An 18821-nucleotide genomic window follows, 5' to 3' on the forward strand; every position below is an offset into this window, starting at 1 on the left:
CGAGAAAACAAACCGACTGTTCTGTTTGGGAGAGCGATGCGCACCACCACCGGCTGGCAGGCCACCGACGACGGCCTGCGCCCGACTCCGATCGAACGCCGCGACCTGCGACCGGACGACGTCGCGGTGCGCGTGGACTTCTGCGGCGTCTGCCACACCGACCTGCACGCCCTCAACGCCCACGACGGCGGCCTGCTCGTCCCCGGCCACGAGTTCACCGGCGTCGTCACGGAGGTCGGGCCCGCCGTCACGCGGTTCGCACCGGGTGATCCCGTCGCGGTGGGCAACATCGTCGACTCGTGCGGCAAGTGCGTGATGTGCTTGGGCGACCAGGAGAACTACTGCGCCGAGTTCCCGACCCTCACCTACGGCGGCAAAGACCGTCACGACGGCACGACGACCCTCGGCGGCTACGCACGCGAGTACGTGGTGCGCGAGGACTTCACCTATCCCCTGCCCGCGAGCCTGGACCCGGCGGCCGCCGCGCCGTTGCTGTGCGCGGGCATCACGGTGTGGGAACCGTTGCGCGCGTTGAACGTCGGCCCCGGCACGCAGGTCGCGGTGGCGGGCCTGGGCGGACTCGGGCACCTGGCCGTCAAGTTCGCCGTCGCGCTGGGCGCCGAGGTGACGGTGCTCAGCCGCACGCCGGACAAGGCGGCGGACGCGGCGAAGCTCGGTGCCCGCGGCCTGCTGGTGACGACGGACGAGCAGCAGCTCGCCGCCGCGGCCCACCGGTTCGACGTGCTGATCGACACCATCGCCGCGCCGCACGACCTCAAGCCGTACCTCGGCGTCGTGGCCGTGGACGGCACGCTCAGCCACGTCGGCGACCTCGGCACGGTCACCGTCGACGTGATGGACCTGTTGCTGGGCAGGAAGAAGCTCAGCTCGTCGGGCAGCGGCGGGCGTGCCCAGACCGCGGCCATGCTGGAGTTCTGCGGCACGCACGGCATCACGGCGGACGTCGAGGTCGTGCCGTCCCGCCAGGTCGGCACCGCGCTGGACCGGTTGGCGCGCAACGACGTGCGCTACCGCTTCGTGCTGGACCTGTCCGACCTCGACGACTGAGGCCGCGCCGGGTGGCGGGATCACCGGAGACCGCGAGAATGGGGTGGTGCCGCTCATCCACCCGTCCGACCCGCGCCACAACGCCCGGGGCCACGTCGAGGCGAACCCCGTGTTCCTCCGCGAACCCGGCGGCATCCCCCGGGACCGGATGCCCGCCGGCGAGCTCGATGCCGACACCGCCTACCAGGTGGTGCACGACGAACTGATGCTCGACGGCAACTCCAGGCTCAACCTGGCCACGTTCGTCACGACGTGGATGGAGCCGCAGGCCGCGAGGCTGATGGCCGACTGCGCCGACAAGAACATGATCGACAAGGACGAGTACCCGCGCACCGCCGAGCTGGAACAACGGTGCGTGCGGATGCTCGCCGCGCTCTGGCACGCGCCCGACGCCGACCATCCGACCGGCTGTTCCACGACCGGGTCCAGCGAGGCGTGCATGCTCGCCGGCCTCGCCATGAAACGCCGCTGGCAGCACCGGCGACGCGCGGCGCACCTCCCCGCCGACCGGCCGAACGTGGTCATGGGCGTCAACGTCCAGGTCTGCTGGGAGAAGTTCGCGAACTACTGGGACGTCGAGTGCAGGCTGGTGCCGATGGAGGGCGACCGGTTCCACCTCACCGCGGACCAGGTCGCCGGGCACTGCGACGAGAACACCATCGGCGTGGTCGCGGTCCTCGGCTCCACCTTCGACGGCAGCTACGAGCCCGTCGCGGAGATCTGCGCCGCGCTGGACGCCGTGCAGGCCGAACACGGCTGGGACATCCCGGTGCACGTGGACGGCGCGTCCGGCGCGATGATCGCCCCGTTCTGCGACCCGGAGCTGGTGTGGGACTTCCAGCTCCCCCGCGTCGCCTCGATCAACACCTCCGGCCACAAGTACGGGCTCGTCTACCCCGGCGTCGGCTGGGTGCTCTGGCGCGACGCCGCCGCGTTGCCGGAGGACCTCGTGTTCCACGTCAACTACCTCGGCGGCGACATGCCCACGTTCGCCCTCAACTTCTCCCGCCCCGGCGCCCAGGTCGCGGCCCAGTACTACTCGTTCCTGCGGCTCGGGATCGACGGCTACACCCGCGTCCAGAACTACAGCCGCGACGTCGCGACGAGCCTCGCCGGCCGCATCGCCGCGCTCGGCCCGTTCCGGCTGCTCACCCGAGGGGACCAGCTCCCCGTCTTCGCCTTCACGGTCGCCGACGACGAAACCCGGTTCTCCGTGTTCGACGTCTCGGCCGCCCTGCGCGAACGCGGCTGGCTCGTCCCCGCCTACACGTTCCCGGCCGACCGCGAGGACCTTGCCGTGCTCCGCGTCGTCGTGCGCAACGGGTTCACCCACGACCTCGCCGATCTGCTGATCGACGACCTCAGCCGCAGCCTGCCCGTCCTGCAGGCCCAGCAGCGACCGCGCCACGACGAGAGCTCTGCCTCGTTCGCCCACGGCACGGACACCCGCACGTCCTGACGGTCGTGCCAGAAAGGCCGGTCGCCGCCGAGCGACCGGCCCACTGCCTCATGAGGTCGCGAGTGCCGTGTGCAGCAGGCCGAGTGCCTGCTTCGCGCGGACGTTGAACATGCCCATCGTCGTGTCCCGTTCACCGAGCACGACCAGCAGCGTGTCCTCGTCCACACCGAAGACGCCGACCTGGCCGGACTCCCCTTCGAAGAACACGGCCTTGGGGCTGCCGACCCTCGCCTGCGAGGTGAACTGGCTCGCGAGGCCCGCCGCCGCGGCGGCCATCGCGGCCACGCCGTCGTCCTCGATGCCGCGCGTGATCCCGCACAGCACCAGGCCGTCGCGGGTCGCGACCAGCACCCCGTTGATCGAGATGGAGTCGATGTCGTCCTGGATCGCCTGCAGTGCCTCGGTCATCTTCCTGGCGTTGTGGCCCGCTCCCTGTCGCGCGATCGCCGGTGCCGGTTTCGCCGCACCGCGCCTGCGCAGGGGCAGCGCGCCGGAGTTCTGCGCTGCCTGGGTGGACATCTCGTTCACACCGTGAGGTCGGTTTCGATGGCCCTCAGGCTGTGCCTGGCGAGCGCGAGGTTCGCACGCTCGCGGTCCAGAACGAGGTAGAGGAACAGCGCGTTGCCGCGCTTGCCGCCGGAGAGCAGGCGGATCAGGTGGTACTGGCGGTGCAACGTGATCAGGATGTCCTCGATCTCGTCGTTCAGGTTCAGCGCGGAGATCACCCGCTGCTTCGCCCTGACGACCTCGGTGTTCCCGGCCGCGGCCACCTCCAGGTTCAGCCAGTCACCGCCCCCGATCGAGCCGAGCGACATGCCGCTGTCGTAGTCCACGAGTGCGACACCCACCGCTCCCGTGATGGTCATCGCCTCTTTGAGCGCCGTTTCGATGTTCATCCGAATGCTTCTCCTCGTGCGCGCCTTGTCACACACGGTTGCGATTTCGCCGATGCCCCACCGAAAAACCGCAGGCGACCCGTGTGATCACGTCACCCTACGTCGCCACGAAGGGGCTAATGACAGGCCTGTTCGGAGTAACCGGTCCGTTCAGGACCGAACGAACGTCCAGTGCGGACAGTCCTAACCGGTCCGCCCGGGACCGGTACCGGTCTGCCAGGGTGAACGCATGAGTCGACGGTTCGTCCTCGCGTTGCTCGTCACGGGATTGCTCAGCGCGTGCGGCAGCACTCCCGCACCGCCGCCGGAAAGCCCTGCGCCCACCACGGCCGCCGAGATGACGAAGATCGTGCTGGAGGTGACGGGCACGGCCACGATCACCACGCTGACGCTGACCGTCGACGGCACCGCCACCGAGGAGAAGTCGGTGACGCTCCCGTGGTCCAGGACGCTCGAGTTCCCGCAGAAGAGCGGCAAGCACGAGTGGAAGCTGGAGATGTCCTACGACGGCGGCAGCGTGCAGGCGAAGGCCGTCTCGGCCGGGCGGCTGCTCACCCAGACCAGTGGCAGCGGCTCGCCGGGCAGCACGAACACGGCGAGACTGTCCGGCAGCATCTCGGACTGAGAGGACCCACCCGTGACGAGTCCCGGCTTCCCCGACACCCCGGACGGGCTGCGCGCCGAGTGGCAGGCGGTCGAGGCCGCCTGGGCCCAGGCCGTGGAGCGGGTCGAGACGATGCCGCCGGGCACCAGGGACGTCTCGGTGAACGGCGAGTGGTCGTTCGCCCAGACCGTCCGGCACCTGGTCATGGCGACCGACACCTGGCTCGGCCGCGCGATCCTCGGCCGGGAGGAGCCGTACCACCCGCTCGGGCTGCCGAACTCCGAGTACGAGACCGACGGCCACGACATGACCGTCTTCGTCTCCGGCACCCCGCCCTACGACGAGGTGCTGCGGGCACGGGCCGACCGGGCGGCGATGGTGCGCGACTTCCTCGCCACCGTCACCGAGGCCGACCTGGCCGTCCCCCGCGCCAACCCGTGGGCCCCGGCCTACCCGGAGACCACCCTGTCCTGCCTCCACACCATCCTGGAGGAGGAGCAGGAGCACCTGCGCTACGCCACCCGCGACCTCGACGCCATCGCCGCGACTACTTCGTAGACCCGGCCAGCACGCCCTGCACGAAGTACTTCTGGAACACCAGGAACACCGCCAGCGGCACGACCATCGACAGGAACGCGCCGGTCGACAGCATGTCGATGTTGGTGCCGAACTGGCGGAGCTGCGCCCGCAGCGCCACGGTGATCGGCGCCGAGTCCTGGTCCGCGAACACCAGCGCCACCAGCAGGTCGTTCCACACCCAGAGGAACTGGAAGATCGTCAGCGACGCGATCGCCGGCTTGGCCACCGGCAGGATCACCCGCTGGAAGATCACCCACTCCGTCGCGCCGTCCATCCGCGCGGCCTCGATCAGGTCGCGCGGGATGCCGGCGAAGAAGTTGCGCAGCAGGAAGATGGCGAACGGCAGGCCGAACGCGACGTGGAACAGCACCACGCCCGCGATCGTGCCGAACAGACCGAGAGCGCCGAACAGCTTCGCCACCGGGATCAGCGCGACCTGGATCGGCATCACGAGCAACCCGACCACGACGACCGTGACCGCCTCCCGGCCGGGGAACTCGATCCACGCCAGCGCGTACGACGCCAGCGACGCCATCACCACGACCAGAACCGTTGCGGGCACGGCGATGTAGAACGTGTTGAGGAACGACTGCCACACGTCCCGGTCCGCCACCAGCTCGGCGTAGTTCGCCAGGGTCAGCTCGGCCGGCTTGGTGAACACGGTCCACCAGCCGCTCGCGGTGTTCGCCGACTCGTCCCGCAGCGACGCCATCAGCAGGCCGAACACCGGCACCAGCCAGAACACCGCCACCAGCGCCAGCACGACCTGCACGAACCCGTTGCCCAGCCGGGAGACCACTCGTGTCAGCACACCGCGCCGGGGCGTGCCGGACACCGGCACGTCGATGCGGACCTCGTCGGCCACAGCAGTCACGACCGCTCCCGTCGGAATCGGCGGATGTTGAACAGCATCGCCGGAGCCACCAGCAGGAACAGGATCACCGCGAGCGCGCTGCCCGCCCCCTGGTCGCCGCCGGTGCCGAACGACACCTGCCACATCTGCAACGCCAGCACGTTCGCCTCGCCCTGCACCGATCCCGGCGCGATGACGAACACCAGCTCGAAGATCTTCAACACGTTGATCACCAACGTCACGAACACCACCAGCAGAACAGGTGACAGCAAGGGAATCGTCACCCGCCGGAACACCTGCCACTCCGTCGCGCCGTCGACCCGCGCGGCCTCCAGCGCGTCCCGGGGGATCGCCGAGAGCCCCGCCGCGATGAACGTGATCGCGAAGCCCGTCATGATCCAGATCCAGGACGAGATGATCACCGGGGTGATCAGCGACGGCCCGAGCCAGGTCAGCCCGCGGAACGGCAGCGAGAAGTTCTCCTTCGCCAGCCGCACCGTCACCTCCTCCGGGCCCAGGTCGGGGAACGTGAACCTGCCGTCGTCCCCGCTCGTCGTGCGCCCCACGACCTTTCCGTCCCGCACGGCCTCCACGGCGACGCCCGGCAGGCCGCGTTCGGTCGGGTCGACCGTGCCCGCCTTGCCGCCCAGCGACACGTCGAGCCACAGCACGCCCCTCAGCTCACCGGGGCCCGCGGCCGGCACCGACGCCGGCAACGCCTTCTCCGACACGTCCTGCGGCGGATACCCGACGAGCGGCACCGAGATCGTCTCGCCCGCCCGCGCGGGCCGGATCGACGCGAACCCGGCATCCGTTGCGGCGTAACCGTCTCGCGGCCGCGCACCGGGGTACTGCGAGGCCGGGCTGAAGATGTCGTGCACGCCGACGATCGCCGCGTTCACGACGCCCTCCTCCGGCTCCTGCGCGTACACCAGCCGGAAGATGACGCCCGACGCGAACAACGAGATCGCCATCGGCATGAACAGCACCAGCCGGAACGCCGTCGCCCACCGGATCCGTTCGGTCAGCACGGCGAGGATCAGGCCGAGCCCGGTGACCGCCGCCGGGGCGACGACCACCCAGATCACGTTGTTGCGGAACGCCATCAGCGTCCGGGTGTCGGTGAACGTGTCGACGTAGTTGCGGACGCCGACGAACTCGTCACCGCTGGCGTCGAAGAAGCTGCGGATCAACGAGAACACCAGCGGGTACAGCACCAGCGCGGCGAGCACCACCAGTGCGGGGAGCAGGAACGGGATCGCCTGCCGTGGCGAGCGGCCCGGCGCGGCGTCCACGTTCGCGGGGAGCCTCATTTGGTGTAGGCCTTCGCCGCGTTGGCTTCCAGGCGCGTCATGATGCCGTCGACGTTCTTCGGGTCGGCCAGGAAGTCCTGCAGGTCCTTCCACTCCCCCGCGCCCTTCGTGCCGCCGAACGCGGCCGGCGCCAGGTCGGACATGTCGAACCGGACGTTGTCGCCCGCGTCGACGATCCGCTGTGCGAGGTCCTGCGTCACGGCGTCGGGGTAGGAGGTCTCCGGGATGTTCCTGTTGGGCGAGAGGAACCCGCCGAGCTCAGCCCAGATCTTGCCGGACTCAGGTGACGCCAGGAACTTCATCAGCTCGGTCGTCGCCCTGTCGTCCTTGAACTGCACCGCCATGTCACCGCCGGCGACCACGGCGTCCTCGCTGCCCGCGACCGACGGGAACGGGAAGAACTTCGCGTCCTCACCGACCTTCGCCCTGGTGTAGATGGTGATCACGCTCGCGACGAAGTCCGCCTCGAAGACCATCGCCGCCGTGGACGGCTCGCCGAAGACGTTGATCACGGACTTCGAGAACTCGGTCTGCAGCGCGCCGCTCGCGATCAGCGTCGGGTCGCCCCAGAGCTTCGCCAGTTCCTCCAGGGCCTTCCTCACGGTCGGGTCGGTCCACGGGATCTCGTGCTTCGCGAGCTTGTCGTAGTTGTCCGGTCCCGCGGTGCGCAGGTAGACGTTCTCGAACCAGTCGGTGAGCGTCCAGCCGTCCGCGCCGCCGATCGACACCGGCGCGAGGCCCGTTTCGGAGATGGCCTTGCTGACCTTGATCAGGTCGTCCCAGGTCTCCGGTGGCGTGGCCCCGACCTGCCGGAACGCCTTCTCGCTGTACCAGAACGCGGACTTGTTGGCGGCCTTGAAGGTGAAGCCGTACAGCTTGCCCTCGACGCTGCCGAGCTGCTTCCACACCGACGCGTTGTGCTCGATGACGGCCTTCTCGACGTCCGCGCTCAACGGCTTGAGCGACCCGGCCTTCGCGAACTGGGCGACCAGACCGGGCTGGGCGACGAGCGCGACGTTCGGTGGTGTGCCGCCGGAGACTCTGGTCTGCACCAAGGTCGGCAGCTCGTCACCGGCGGGTGTGTACTTCACCTCGGCGCCCGTCCTGTCGCCGAACGCCTGGAGCACCTGCTCGAAGCTCTTCTGCTCGTCCCCGGTCCACGGCCCGAAGACCTCGACGGTCTGGCCTGCGAGGTCCTCGCTCGCCCCGGTCGCACCCCCGGAGCACGCGGCGGCGGCCAGCGCGACCAACGCGATCCACTGCTTCGACATTGAAGCCTACTTCCAGATCGAGGACCCGGTGGCCGGGTCGAAGAAGTGCAGCCGGGACGTGTCCACCCAGGCGGCGACGGGTTGTCCTTCGTAGATGCGGGTGCGCGGGCTGAACCGGCCGACCAGCACGGTTCCCCTGCCGCCCGGCAGGTCGTCGGTGCCGGCGTCCTGCGCGAGCTCGCGGGTGTCGTCGGTGACGACCGGCGGGACGTCGACCGGGAAGTGCACGAGGACGTCGGAGCCCATGGCCTCGACCAGGTCGGCGACCGAATGCAGGATCTCGCCTTCCCGCGCGTCGGCGAGCGCCGTGTCCTCCATGTCCTCCGGGCGGATGCCGACCACGACGTCGCGGCCGACGTACTGCTTCAACCGAGGGCGTTGCCGCGGAACGGACTCCGGCAGCAGCAACGCGTCGGAGTCGAGCGAGACCCAGAACCGGCCGTCGGCGTCCTCGCTGAGCCGCGCGGACAACAGGTTCATGCCCGGCGAGCCGATGAACCCGGCGACGAACAGGTTGACCGGCCGGTCGTAGAGCTCCTGGGGCGGCCCGACCTGTTGCAACACCCCGCGGCGCATCACCGCCACGCGGTCGCCCAGGGTCATGGCCTCGGTCTGGTCGTGCGTGACGTAGACCGTGGTCACGCCGATCTCGCGTTGGATGCGGGCGATCTGGGCGCGCATCTGCACGCGCAGCTTGGCGTCCAGATTGGACAGAGGTTCGTCCATCAGGAACGCCTGGGGCGCGCGCACGATCGCCCGGCCCATCGCGACGCGCTGCCGTTGCCCGCCGGAGAGGTTGCGCGGCTTGCGGTCCAGGTGCTCGGTCAGTTCGAGCACGGCCGCGACCTCGCGCACCCGGTGGTCGATCTCGGCCTTGGGGAGCTTGCGCAGCGTGAGGCCGAACGCGATGTTGTCGTACACGTTGAGGTGCGGGTAGAGCGCGTACGACTGGAACACCATCGCCACGTCGCGGTCACGGGACGGCACGTCGTTCACGACCTGCTCGCCGATGTGGATCGTGCCCTCGGTGATCTGCTCGAGGCCCGCGATCATCCGCAGCGCCGTCGTCTTGCCGCAGCCGGACGGGCCCACGAGCACCAGGAACTCGCCGTCGCGGATCTCCAGGTTGAGATCGGTGACCGCCCTGGTGCCGTCACCGTAGGCCTTGCCCAGCCCCGTCAGAACGACTTCTGCCACGCCAACTCCCTGGTCCGGTGTGTTCGCAGACCGTAGGCCGGGACGTCCTGAATGACGTTCAAGGACGAAACACGATCTCGATAAGCTCGCGCCAAGCCTCCCAAACAACTCGTTCGCTGCTTACCCTGCGTGCTATGTCGAAGGTGCTCGTCGTCGAGGACGACCCGGTGGTCCAGGCAGCGCTCGTGCACGCGCTGACCGACCTCGGGCACGTCGTGCTGGCCGTCAGCACGGCGGTCGCGGCGTTGCGGGAGGCCGGCACCTCCGACCTCGACCTGGTGATCCTCGATCTTGGGCTGCCCGACCTCGACGGCGTGGCGGCGCTGCGGATGCTGCGCGGGGTGAGCAACGTGCCGGTGATCGTGGCGACGGCACGGGGCGCTGAGACGTCGGTCGTCAGCACGTTGAACGCGGGCGCGGACGACTACATCGTCAAGCCGTTCTCGGCCGAGCACCTGGCCGCGCGGATGAACGCCCTGCTGCGCCGCACCCACGGCCCGTCCACGCCGTCGGTGGTCCTGGAACTCGGTGAGCTGCGCATCGACCTCGCCCAGCGGGCGGCCACGCTCGGCGACGCCGTGCTCGCGCTGAGCAGGCGGGAGTTCGACCTGCTCGCCTATCTCGCGCAACGGCCGGCGCGCGTCGTCTCCCGCCGTGAGCTGATCCAGGCCGTGTGGGGCACCGCGTACGCAGGTGACGACAAGACGATCGACGTGCACGCGTCGTGGTTGCGGCGCAAGCTCGGCGAGACGGCGGCGCACCCGCGTTATCTGCACACGGTCCGGGGCGTCGGCTTCAAGCTGGCGGCGCCGGAATGAGGGCTGTCATCACCCGTGCGCTGCTGCTCGGCGCCGGGCTGGTCGCGGTCGTTTTCGTGCTCACCGCAGGGTTTCTGACCTACTCGCACGCCTCGGACACCGCGGCCGAGGCGGATCGGCGCGACGCGGCCGTGGTCGCCGGGGTGCTGGCCGTGTCGTCCAACGCCGACGCCGTGCGCGGAACGATCGCGCGCACCACCGCCGGTTCCGAGGGCAGGTTGTCCGTGGTGCTGGCGGACGGCACCCGGCTCGGCGCGGGTGGTGGCGAGCCGGCGGCTTCCGTTGGCGGGGCGGTGGTTTCGGTGGTACCGGCCGCCGTCGAGTTCCCGTTCCTCGTGGTGTTGCTGGTGATCGGCCTCGCCGCCGCGGCGCTGGCGGGCGCGGTGTGGTGGGGACATCGGACCTTCACGCCGGTGCTGCACGCGTTGCGGGACCTGAAGTCGTCGGTCGGACGGCGGGTGCGCCTGCGCGGGCCGCGTGAGCTGGAGGAGCTGGCCGAGTCGATCGACGAGGCGTCGTCGCGCACCTCGCTGCTGCTCGCCAAGGAGCGCGAGATGATCGCGGACGTCTCGCACCGGCTGCGCACCCCGCTGGCGGCCCTGCGGCTGGACGCGGACGCCGTCGGGTCAGGTGCGGTGGCCGACCGGATCCGCAGCGCCGTCAGCACGCTGGGCCACGACGTCGACCGGATCATCCAGTCGCTGCAACCGACCATGGTCGAGGTGGCGGGCAAGTGCGACGTGGCGTCGGTCGTCGAGACCAGGATGGCGTTCTGGTCCGCCCACGCCGCCGACCAGGGCAGGGTGTGCGAGATCGACGTCGGCGAACCGTGCTGGGTACCGCTCTCGCCCGACGCGCTGGGCGCGGTGGTGGACACGCTGCTGGAAAACGTCTTCCGGCACACTCCGCCCGCCGCGTCGGTCGGCGTGTCGGTCGTGCGACACGCCGGGTGGGTGACGCTGGTGGTCGAGGACGGCGGCACCGGCCTGGCCGACCCGTCCTCGGCGTTGCACCGCGGCAGCAGCGGAGGCGGGTCGACGGGTCTCGGCCTCGACATCGCGCGGGCGGCCGCGGAGGCCACCGGCGGCACGATCCACCTGGAGCGCGGACGGCTGGGCGGCGCGCGCGTGCGGTTGCGGTTCGGCGAGGCCAACAGCCACCACGAACCGGAGAGCCCGCGCGCGTGGCGGCTGTGGCACGGGCACCGTTAGGCGACGTCCAGCTTGTACGGGTCGTGCTCGGTCAGCAGCTTGTCGAGTCTGGCGCGGTCGACGCGGCTCGTGATGTAGGTGTCCTCCTGCCGGTCCCGCAGCACCTTGGCCAGGGTGAACGCCGAGGTCACGGTGTAGAGCATGGCGATGCCGAGGAACGCGCGGACCCAGCCGTCGACGGGCAGGAACACGACTCCGATGCCGACGGCGGTCAGCGAGAGCCCGAACGAGAGGACCGCCTGCACGTAGAACGCGGCGGTCGTCGGCGTGTGCGTGGGTGCGGGAGCAGTCATGATCCGAGAGTCCTGGGTCTCCGCGCCGCTGTCATGAGTACGGCTACTCATGTCGTGGTCACGGTTACGCCGTTCACATTACGGAACGACCACTGATGCTTTTGCCCTAACGCCACCTGCTCCTTTTGCGGCGTTATCAAAAAATGACCTGTGGTTCGATTAGTTTTGCGAACGAAGGTGACGTTCCGCATTCATGGTGACCAGGCGAGTCCACGCCTGGGCGACGCCTGCTTGAGCACGCAACCACTAGGGCCATCCGGCCTGTGTTCGTCCGCATTTGCCCATGCCCCGAACGCCTTTTAATGCATCGGGGCCGGATGCGTGGATTGTTCGTGTTGAGACAACTCGATAGGGTCCGCGTATCACCACAGGGCATCACGTTAAGAGGACTTTCTTTGATCGGGCAGCGTGGACGACCGCCGTCGGATGCCGACCTGATCGACGCCGTGAGAGACGGCAGAGTCGAGGAGTACGGCAAGCTCTACGAACGGCACGTGCGCTCGGCGAACATCCTGGCGATGCAGCTGTCCTCGTCGTCCTCGGACGCCGACGACCTCGTCGCGGAGGCGTTCGCCAAGGTGCTCGCCGCGTTGCGCGGAGGCGGTGGCCCGGGGGCGTCGTTCCGGCCGTACCTGCTCACCGCGGTGCGGCACGCGGCGTACGACCGCACCCGCAAGGAGAAGCGCCTCGAACTCGCCGGTGACGTCGAGGAGGTGCCCGGCGCCACCAAGGCGACCAGCGTGCCGTTCCGCGACGTGGCGCTGGAGAACCTCGACCAGACGCTGGCGGCCACGGCGTTCGCGACGCTGCCGGAGCGGTGGCAGACCGTCCTGTGGCACACGGCGATCGAGGGGCAGTCGCCCGGCGACATCGCGCCGTTGCTCGGGTTGACCCCCAACGGCGTGTCCGCGATGGCGTTCCGTGCGCGCGAGGGGCTGCGCAAGGCGTTCCTGCAGGCTCACGTCAACCAGGAGCCGGCGGAGAACTGCAAGGCGACGGTGAAGAAGCTCGGCTCGTGGACCCGCGGTGGCATCAAGGGACGCGAAGCGATCTCCATCGACGAGCACATGGACACGTGCGCGGAGTGCCGCAAGCTCGCCAGCGAGCTGTCCGACGTCAACGGCGCGTTGCGCGGCCTGGTCGCGCCGATCGTGCTCGGCACCGGAACGGCCGGGTACATCGCCGCCGCGACGGCCGCGGGCAAGGGTGCGGCCGTCGGCATCAGCCTGACGTCGTGGCTGGGCGTCGCCGCCTCGGCCGCGGCGGTCGTCGTGGTCGCGGCCTCCGGCGTGGTGAGCTCGGACAGCGTGCCGGGCTCCGGCGACACCACGATCCAGGGCGCGGCACCGGTGGTCGGCGGCACGAGCGCGTCGGACGGCGCCGCGCAGACCGGTCAGCCCGGTCAGCCCGGCCAGCCCGGCACGTCGCGGAGCTCGGGAGCGGCGCCGACGGGCACTTCCGCCGGGTCCGCCGATCCGGGCGGCGAGGACCCCACCGGTCCCGACGAGCCCACGACGACCACGCAGGGCCCGCTGGTGCAGTCGGGCGTGCTGTCCGGGTCGGGGCCCGGCACCATCTCGATGACCACAGACGGTCCTCCGAACGAGATGAACATCGTCATCACCAACAACGGGCCGGGTGACGCCACCGTGCCAACGTTGACGCTGACCATGCCGGACAAGATCAAGACGGTCGGCCCGGGCAAGATGTCGGTCGGCATGGTCGGCTGCCCGGCGGGCAAGGGCAGCGTCTCGTGCGAGGGCGGGCAGCCGCTCGCGCAGGGCCAGTCGATCACGTTCCGGGCGCGGCTGCAGGCGGGCAACAAGGCGGGCGACGGCGTCATCACGGCGGTCGCGGGCGGCGTGCGGGTGAGCGTCTCGATCACGATCGCCCAGGCGTCCGCCTGAGAGTCCACTTCGGACAGCGGGATCGGCGGACACGTCGCACCATGGACGGGTGGACGAGCTCACGGCGGCGCTGACGGAGCTGGAGGCCCCGTTCCGCACGCTCGTGGACGACTCGGAGTGGGCGCACGCGAGCGTCGAGGGGCTGGTGCTCGACGCCGGCACTTGGTGGACCGCCGACGACCGGACGCGGGTGCAGCCGCAGGTGACGTTCAGCGACGCCTTCAGCGAGGCAGGGCGGCACAACGGCGGGGTGTACGTCGAGGGGTTCCTCTGGGCCGCCGGTCAGGCCGTCGCGGCGGCGTGGTGCGGGCTCGGCACGTCCGTCGTCTACGGGCCACGCGCTGACGCCTACCTCGGGGTGCCGCTCGCGCCGCACTTCTGCCGCCGGATCCAGCAGCGCAACGGCACAGCCGCGGTGCTCATGAGCAAGCATCCGCGGCTGTTGCCGTTGCTGCGGGACGGGTTGCCGCGCGGGGCGGTCCTGCCCGGCGGCAGGCCGGGGCCGCGGTCAGTCGGCGCCTAGCGCGGCGAACCGCTCATCCGCTTCCCGTTGGTGTTCCTGGGCTTTCGCCGGATCGGCGACGGCCTGGGCGAGGTGCTTGTGCGCGTTCGCGGCCTCCCGCCGGTCGTCGATCCGTTCGGCGAGTTCGAGCGCCTCGTGCAGCCGGGTCACGGCCTCGTCCGGGCGTCCGGCGGCGGTCAGCACCTCGCCGAGGTAGTTGAGCACCACCGTTTCCGTCGTGACGTCACCGATCGCCCGCACGGCCGTGAGCGCGGATTCGAGCGCGTCCAACGCCTCGGCGTGCCTGCCCATCGCGTGCAGGATCATGCCCAGCGCGCTTTGGGTGTCGGCCTCGTCGCGGCGGCTGCCCATCTCCCGCATGAGCGCGAGCGCCGACGTGCACGCCTGCAACGCCTCGTCGTACCGGCCGAGCGCGCTGTAGATGTTGCTGACGTTGCTCATCGCCTGCGACTCGAGGTGCCGGTCGCCGAGTTGACGCGCCACCGTGATGGCCTGTTCGAGCAGCTCGGCGGCCTCGGAATGCCGTTCGAGCGTGCGGTAGACCAGCGACAGGTTGTTCAGCGTGCCCGCGACGCCCTGGAGGTCGCCGAGCTCGCGGAGCATCTCGATCGCGCGCTCGTTGTAGTGGATCGCCTTCGGGTACTGGGCGGTCTGCCAGAACACCATCGCGTAGTTCTTGGTGGTGATCGCGAGCGCGACCGGTTCGTCCTTGGCCGCTTCCAACGCGAGTTCGTTGATGGTGGCCCAGTCACGCGTGTGGCCGCGCACCATGGTGAAGAACGTCAACGCGCGCGCGAGCTGCCACGTGTGCGTGCGCCAGTCACCGTCGAGTGAGAGTGCGACGGCGGCGACGAGCGTCTGGCGTTCGGTCTCCAGCCAGTCGACGGCGTGGTCGTAGTCGCGCAGCACCAGCCGCCCGTCAGGCCGGTAGCCGATGTCGACCTCGTACTTGCGCGCGGCGGGCGACATGAGCCTGGTCGCCTGGTTCGCCGTGTCCAGGAAGTGGTCGAGCAGCCTGGTCAGCGGCTCCCGCGTGGTGTGCACCTTGGACTGCGCGTACTGCCGGAGCAGGTCGTGCATCCGGTAGCGGCCGACCGTGGTGGCTTCCAGCAGGTGCACGTCGACGAGATCTTCGAGCATGCCGTCGCACTCCAGCACGCCCAGGTCGCCGAGCGCCGCGGCCTGGTGGACGTCGAGGTCCGTGCCGTGATGCAGGCCCAGCAGGCAGAACAACCGCTGGTGCGCGGCGGGGAGCTGGCCGAACGACAACGCGAAGACCGCGTCCAGCTCGGATAATCGTCCCTCGCGCAGCCGCGTCGCGAGGTGGGCGGTCGTCCACGTGGGACGGCTGCGGAGCCGTCCGGCGGCCAGCCTCACCGCGAGCGGCAGGCGTCCGCACAGCTCCACCACTTGCCGGGCCGCGTCGTCGGTGCCGCGTTCGTCGCCCACGATCGTGGCGAAGAGTTGCAGCGCTTCTTCTTCGGACAGCACGTCGAGCGTGAGCGTTGACGTGCCTTCGAGTTCCGTGAGGCGCGCACGGGACGTGACGAGCACCAACGACCCCGGCACGCCCGGCAGCAGCGGACGCACCTGGTCGGCGCTCACCGCGTTGTCGAGCACGACGAGCAACCGTCTGCGCGACAGCTCGCCACGCCACATGGCGGCGCGTTCGTCCAGACCGACCGGGATCTCTTCCAGGCCGAGCGCGCGCAACAGCACGTCGAGCGCGTCTGTCGGTTCCACGGGCGCACGACCCGCCGTGTGCGCGTGCAGGTCCACGAACAGCTGACCGTCCGGGTACTCCAGCCGGTGTGCCAAGTGGACGGCCAACGTCGTCTTTCCCACGCCCGGCATGCCGTCGATCGCGGAGATCACGACCGCCGCCTTGCCGGTGACCGCCCTGGTCAGCCGTTCGATCTCGGCGGTGCGGCCGGTGAAGTCCGCGACGTCACGGGGCAGCGTGTTCAGCGCCGGTCGCGGCTCGTCGCCCCTGAGCAGCTTCGCGTGCAGTTCGCGCAGCTCGCTGCCGGGATCGGTGCCGAGCTGGTCGGCGAGCAGCACCCGGACGTCCTCGAACGTCCGCAGCGCCTCGGCCGGCCGGTTCGCGCGGTGCAGCGCGTGCATGAGCTGCAACCACAGCTGTTCGCGCAGCGGGAACTGCGTGGTGAGCCTGCGCAGCTCGCCGATCAGCCGTTCGCCCTGGCCCAGTTCGATCGAGAGACGCGCGTGCTGCTCGGCGACCGTGAGCCGGCGTTCCTGCAAAAGCGTGAGCTCGGCTTCGAGCCGCGGCCCGACCGTGAGCCCGTCCAGCGCCGGGCCGCGCCACAGTGCGAGCGCCTCACCGTAATGAGTGACCGCTTGTGCGTGTTCTCCTTGCTTCAACGCCTCGTCGCCGGCCGCGCACTCGCGTTGGAAGACCTCGACGTCCACCTCGGCGTCCGGCACCTTGAGCCGGTACCCGCCCGGGACGGTGACGAGGTCGTCCAGCACGAGCTTGCGCAGTGCCGCGACGTACGTCCGGATGTTCGACTCAGGAGCTGCGGGTGGAGATTCCCACACCGCTTCGCTCAGATGTTCAAAACTGACCGTCTCGTTGGCATGCAGTGCCAACGCTGCCAGCAGTGCCCTTTGCCGGGGCCCGCCCAGCCGCAGTTCCACGCCCCCACGCCAGATCTGCAGCGGCCCAAGAAGCCGATACCGCACTAGCCCTCCTCGGTGCGCATGGTGCCAGAACCGGGACTCGCTGTGCGCGATTTGTGCACACGATCTTGCAGACTTGGCCGGCCCCGCCGCGAGGAGGGAGAACACGACATGGCCCTGAACAGATCATGGTCCGGCCAGGCAGCCTAAGATGAGCGCATGACCGAGACGGCGAAGCGACGTCCCGGCCCCCGGATCGAAGAGGTCGCGCGGGTCGCCGGGGTGTCGAAGTCGACCGTCTCGCGCGTCATCAACGACGAGCAGTACGTGAGCGCCAAGGCCCGCGAGGCCGTGCACGCCGCGATCGCCGAGCTCGGCTACTCCCCCAACCAGGCCGCGCGCGCCCTGGCCGGCAACCGCGCCAACGCCATCGCGCTGGTCGTCTCCGAACCCACCGGCCGGGTGTTGTCCGACCCGTTCTTCGCCGGAGTGCTGCGCGGAGTCCACGCCGAGCTGGCCGGGCGGCACATCCAGTTGCTGCTGATGATGTCGCAGCCCGCCGACGTGGGCGACCTGGTGGCGTACCTGAGCAGCGGGCACGTGGACGGCGCGTTGCTGGTGAGCCTGCACGGCGAGGACCCGCTGGTGCCGATGCTGGCCGAGATCGGGTTGCCCGTGGTGTCCGGCGGGCGCCCGCTGGGGACGACCGTCCCGTTCGTGGACGCCGACAACTTCACCGGCGCGCTGGAAGCCGCCCGGCACCTGGCCTCGTTGGGGCGCAAGCGGATCGCGACCGTCGCCGGGCCGAAGGACATGGCCGTCGGGGCGGACCGGCTGAGCGGGTTCAAGCGCGGGCTGAGCGAGGCGAAGCTGCCGACCGGCCTGGTCGCGCACGGCGACTTCACGCCGGAGAGCGGCGCACGGGCCATGGAAGCGTTGCTGCGCAAGGCTCCTGACCTCGACGCCGTGTTCGTGGCCGCGGACATCATGGCGCTCGGCGCGTTGCAGGTGCTGCACGCGCAGGGACGCCGTGTGCCGGAGGACGTCGCGGTGGTCGGGTTCGACGACTCGGTGTTCGCGGCGACCGCCACACCGCCGTTGACGACGATCCGGCAGGACGTCGAGGAGCTCGGGCGCACGATGACGTGGCGGCTGCTCGCCGAGCTGGCGGGAGAGACCGGCCTCCCGCCGTCCCTGCTGCTGCCGACGACGCTGATCACACGCGCCAGCGCCTGACGAGGTCGATCACCTCGTCCACGTGCTCGCGGTGGGTGCGGTGGCTGAGCACGCACATCCTGAGCGTGAACTGTCCGTCGAGCCGCGTGCTCGACACGAAGAACCGGCCGGAACCGTTGATGTCCTTGAGCAACCGTTCGCTGTCGGCGCTGCGGAACACGACGACGGTGAGGTCGGACCTGAGCACCTCGATTCCGTCGATCTTCGCCAGTTCGGCGCGGAGGTGGTTCGCGAGGTCGTGCTTCTCGTCGAGGGCTTCGCGGAACGCGGCGACGCCGTGCAGGTGCAGCGGGAGCCAGACGCGCAGGCCGCGGAACTCGCGGGTGAGCTCGGGGCCGAGGTCGGCGTAGTCGGGCAGGCCGGTGCCGTGGTCGAGGTCCTGGAGGTAGTCGCCGTCGGCCACGTGGGCGGCGCGCAGCCGTGCCTCGTTCCGGACCAGCAGGACGCCGGTGCCGTACGGGAGGAAGAGGCTCTTGTGCGGGTCCCAGGCGATCGAGTCGGCCCTGGTGATGCCGTTCAGGGTCGTGCGGCCGCGGTCGGTGAGCTGGAAGGCGCCGCCGTACGCGCCGTCCGCGTGGAACCACAGGGATTCCTCTTCGGCGAGGGTGGCGATGTCGTCCAGTGGATCGACGACGCCGGTGCTGGTGGCGCCCGCCGTGCCGACGATCAGGAACGGGCGCAGGCCGTGCGCGCGGTCCTCGGTGATCATGGTTCGCGCTTGGGCGACGTCCATGCGCAGGTCCGTGCCGGTGGGGACGACGCGGATGCGTTCGGCCGGGAAACCCGTGATGTGAGCGGCTTTCGCAACGCAGTGGTGCGTGTGTGCCGTGACGTAGATCGTGCCGTTGGGGTCGTGGGCGCCTAGGTGTATTTGGCCATCAGGTTGGTTGCAATCGGGTGATGGGTGGGTGGCCTCCGAGTGCGCTGTGGCGGCGTTGAGTGTTGTAGTGCTC

General features: G+C 70.0%; 18 protein-coding genes. 9 read left to right on the top strand and 9 right to left on the bottom strand.

What is annotated here, in order from left to right:
• The first annotated feature begins 36 nt into the window (after positions 1 to 36).
• Both ACFWNN_RS40925 and ACFWNN_RS40930 read left to right on the top strand, forming a co-directional pair.
• Positions 37 to 1068 carry an NAD(P)-dependent alcohol dehydrogenase gene (locus tag ACFWNN_RS40925; RefSeq protein ID WP_382445363.1) on the top strand — a complete coding sequence of 344 codons (1032 nt, stop codon included), beginning with the start codon at positions 37 to 39 and terminating at the stop codon, positions 1066 to 1068.
• Between the two features lie 109 nt (positions 1069 to 1177).
• Positions 1178 to 2527, top strand: a complete 1350-nt coding sequence (locus ACFWNN_RS40930; RefSeq protein ID WP_382445378.1) for a glutamate decarboxylase — start codon at positions 1178 to 1180, stop codon at positions 2525 to 2527.
• A 48-nt stretch (positions 2528 to 2575) separates the two neighbouring features.
• Here ACFWNN_RS40930 and ACFWNN_RS40935 read toward each other — a convergent pair whose 3' ends face one another.
• Together ACFWNN_RS40935 and ACFWNN_RS40940 are read right to left on the bottom strand one after the other, a co-directional pair.
• Positions 2576 to 3046: a roadblock/LC7 domain-containing protein gene (locus ACFWNN_RS40935; RefSeq protein ID WP_382445364.1), complete on the bottom strand. Its 471-nt coding sequence runs from the start codon at positions 3044 to 3046 to the stop codon at positions 2576 to 2578.
• Positions 3047 to 3051: 5 nt separating this feature from the next.
• Positions 3052 to 3423, bottom strand: a complete 372-nt coding sequence (locus ACFWNN_RS40940) for a hypothetical protein (protein ID WP_382445365.1) — start codon at positions 3421 to 3423, stop codon at positions 3052 to 3054.
• Positions 3424 to 3652: 229 nt separating this feature from the next.
• On the opposite strand from ACFWNN_RS40940, the gene ACFWNN_RS40945 reads away from it, so the two are divergent.
• Both ACFWNN_RS40945 and ACFWNN_RS40950 read left to right on the top strand, forming a co-directional pair.
• The gene (locus ACFWNN_RS40945; RefSeq protein WP_382445366.1) at positions 3653 to 4048 is read left to right on the top strand and encodes a hypothetical protein; all 396 of its coding nucleotides are present in this window, start codon (positions 3653 to 3655) and stop codon (positions 4046 to 4048) included.
• A 12-nt stretch (positions 4049 to 4060) separates the two neighbouring features.
• Entirely contained in the window at positions 4061 to 4585 is a 525-nt protein-coding gene (locus ACFWNN_RS40950) for a DinB family protein (RefSeq protein WP_382445367.1), read from the top strand.
• Here the strand turns inward: ACFWNN_RS40950 and ACFWNN_RS40955 are convergent.
• The 4 genes from ACFWNN_RS40955 to ACFWNN_RS40970 are packed head-to-tail and all read right to left on the bottom strand — an operon-like array spanning position 4575 to position 9240.
• Positions 4575 to 5480: a carbohydrate ABC transporter permease gene (locus ACFWNN_RS40955; protein WP_382445368.1), complete on the bottom strand. Its 906-nt coding sequence runs from the start codon at positions 5478 to 5480 to the stop codon at positions 4575 to 4577. The two genes, ACFWNN_RS40950 and ACFWNN_RS40955, sit on opposite strands and share 11 nt — an antisense overlap.
• Positions 5477 to 6772, bottom strand: coding sequence for an ABC transporter permease subunit (locus ACFWNN_RS40960; protein ID WP_382445369.1), 1296 nt, complete (start codon positions 6770 to 6772; stop codon positions 5477 to 5479). Before ACFWNN_RS40960 ends, ACFWNN_RS40955 begins: the two co-directional genes overlap by 4 nt.
• Positions 6769 to 8043 (bottom strand): ABC transporter substrate-binding protein, encoded by a 1275-nt coding sequence (locus ACFWNN_RS40965; protein ID WP_382445370.1) that lies wholly within the window; start codon positions 8041 to 8043, stop codon positions 6769 to 6771. The genes ACFWNN_RS40960 and ACFWNN_RS40965 overlap by 4 nt, the downstream gene beginning before the upstream one ends.
• 6 nt (positions 8044 to 8049) lie before the next feature.
• Entirely contained in the window at positions 8050 to 9240 is a 1191-nt protein-coding gene (locus ACFWNN_RS40970) for an ABC transporter ATP-binding protein (RefSeq protein ID WP_382445371.1), read from the bottom strand.
• 116 nt (positions 9241 to 9356) lie between these two features.
• Here ACFWNN_RS40970 and ACFWNN_RS40975 point away from each other — a divergent pair, with 116 nt between their 5' ends.
• Positions 9357 to 10058 carry a response regulator transcription factor gene (locus ACFWNN_RS40975; RefSeq protein WP_382445379.1) on the top strand — a complete coding sequence of 234 codons (702 nt, stop codon included), beginning with the start codon at positions 9357 to 9359 and terminating at the stop codon, positions 10056 to 10058.
• Positions 10055 to 11269 carry a sensor histidine kinase gene (locus tag ACFWNN_RS40980; protein WP_382445372.1) on the top strand — a complete coding sequence of 405 codons (1215 nt, stop codon included), beginning with the start codon at positions 10055 to 10057 and terminating at the stop codon, positions 11267 to 11269. The genes ACFWNN_RS40975 and ACFWNN_RS40980 overlap by 4 nt, the downstream gene beginning before the upstream one ends.
• On the opposite strand, the gene ACFWNN_RS40985 is transcribed toward ACFWNN_RS40980, so the two are convergent.
• Positions 11266 to 11562: a YiaA/YiaB family inner membrane protein gene (locus tag ACFWNN_RS40985; RefSeq protein ID WP_382445373.1), complete on the bottom strand. Its 297-nt coding sequence runs from the start codon at positions 11560 to 11562 to the stop codon at positions 11266 to 11268. The two genes, ACFWNN_RS40980 and ACFWNN_RS40985, sit on opposite strands and share 4 nt — an antisense overlap.
• Before the next feature lie 446 nt (positions 11563 to 12008).
• On the opposite strand from ACFWNN_RS40985, the gene ACFWNN_RS40990 reads away from it, so the two are divergent.
• Together ACFWNN_RS40990 and ACFWNN_RS40995 are read left to right on the top strand one after the other, a co-directional pair.
• On the top strand, positions 12009 to 13469 hold the full coding sequence (locus ACFWNN_RS40990; protein WP_382445374.1) for a sigma-70 family RNA polymerase sigma factor: 1461 nt from the start codon (positions 12009 to 12011) through the stop codon (positions 13467 to 13469).
• 49 nt (positions 13470 to 13518) lie between these two features.
• Positions 13519 to 13992 carry a hypothetical protein gene (locus ACFWNN_RS40995; protein WP_382445375.1) on the top strand — a complete coding sequence of 158 codons (474 nt, stop codon included), beginning with the start codon at positions 13519 to 13521 and terminating at the stop codon, positions 13990 to 13992.
• Here ACFWNN_RS40995 and ACFWNN_RS41000 read toward each other — a convergent pair.
• The gene (locus tag ACFWNN_RS41000) at positions 13978 to 16800 is read right to left on the bottom strand and encodes a BTAD domain-containing putative transcriptional regulator (RefSeq protein ID WP_382445376.1); all 2823 of its coding nucleotides are present in this window, start codon (positions 16798 to 16800) and stop codon (positions 13978 to 13980) included. The genes ACFWNN_RS40995 and ACFWNN_RS41000 overlap by 15 nt on opposite strands.
• A gap of 51 nt (positions 16801 to 16851) precedes the next feature.
• Here ACFWNN_RS41000 and ACFWNN_RS41005 point away from each other — a divergent pair, with 51 nt between their 5' ends.
• Complete coding sequence (locus tag ACFWNN_RS41005; protein WP_382445377.1) at positions 16852 to 17868, top strand: LacI family DNA-binding transcriptional regulator; 1017 nt, start codon at positions 16852 to 16854, stop codon at positions 17866 to 17868.
• Here the strand turns inward: ACFWNN_RS41005 and ACFWNN_RS41010 are convergent.
• The gene (locus ACFWNN_RS41010) at positions 17849 to 18739 is read right to left on the bottom strand and encodes a pyridoxal phosphate-dependent decarboxylase family protein (protein ID WP_382445380.1); all 891 of its coding nucleotides are present in this window, start codon (positions 18737 to 18739) and stop codon (positions 17849 to 17851) included. The two genes, ACFWNN_RS41005 and ACFWNN_RS41010, sit on opposite strands and share 20 nt — an antisense overlap.
• Positions 18740 to 18821: the final 82 nt, after the last annotated feature.

Source organism: Lentzea sp. NPDC058450, assembly GCF_042721395.1.
Taxonomy (GTDB): domain Bacteria; phylum Actinomycetota; class Actinomycetes; order Mycobacteriales; family Pseudonocardiaceae; genus Lentzea.

What these genes read in the sequence shown, in the direction of transcription:
- ACFWNN_RS40925 (WP_382445363.1), top strand. Translation starts at nt 37, where the DNA reads ATGCGCACCACCACCGGCTGGCAGGCCACCGACGACGGCCTGCGCCCG.
- ACFWNN_RS40935 (WP_382445364.1), bottom strand. Translation starts at nt 3,046, where the DNA reads ATGTCCACCCAGGCAGCGCAGAACTCCGGCGCGCTGCCCCTGCGCAGG.
- ACFWNN_RS40940 (WP_382445365.1), bottom strand. Translation starts at nt 3,423, where the DNA reads ATGAACATCGAAACGGCGCTCAAAGAGGCGATGACCATCACGGGAGCG.
- ACFWNN_RS40945 (WP_382445366.1), top strand. Translation starts at nt 3,653, where the DNA reads ATGAGTCGACGGTTCGTCCTCGCGTTGCTCGTCACGGGATTGCTCAGC.
- ACFWNN_RS40960 (WP_382445369.1), bottom strand. Translation starts at nt 6,772, where the DNA reads ATGAGGCTCCCCGCGAACGTGGACGCCGCGCCGGGCCGCTCGCCACGG.
- ACFWNN_RS40965 (WP_382445370.1), bottom strand. Translation starts at nt 8,043, where the DNA reads ATGTCGAAGCAGTGGATCGCGTTGGTCGCGCTGGCCGCCGCCGCGTGC.
- ACFWNN_RS40980 (WP_382445372.1), top strand. Translation starts at nt 10,055, where the DNA reads ATGAGGGCTGTCATCACCCGTGCGCTGCTGCTCGGCGCCGGGCTGGTC.
- ACFWNN_RS40985 (WP_382445373.1), bottom strand. Translation starts at nt 11,562, where the DNA reads ATGACTGCTCCCGCACCCACGCACACGCCGACGACCGCCGCGTTCTAC.
- ACFWNN_RS41005 (WP_382445377.1), top strand. Translation starts at nt 16,852, where the DNA reads ATGACCGAGACGGCGAAGCGACGTCCCGGCCCCCGGATCGAAGAGGTC.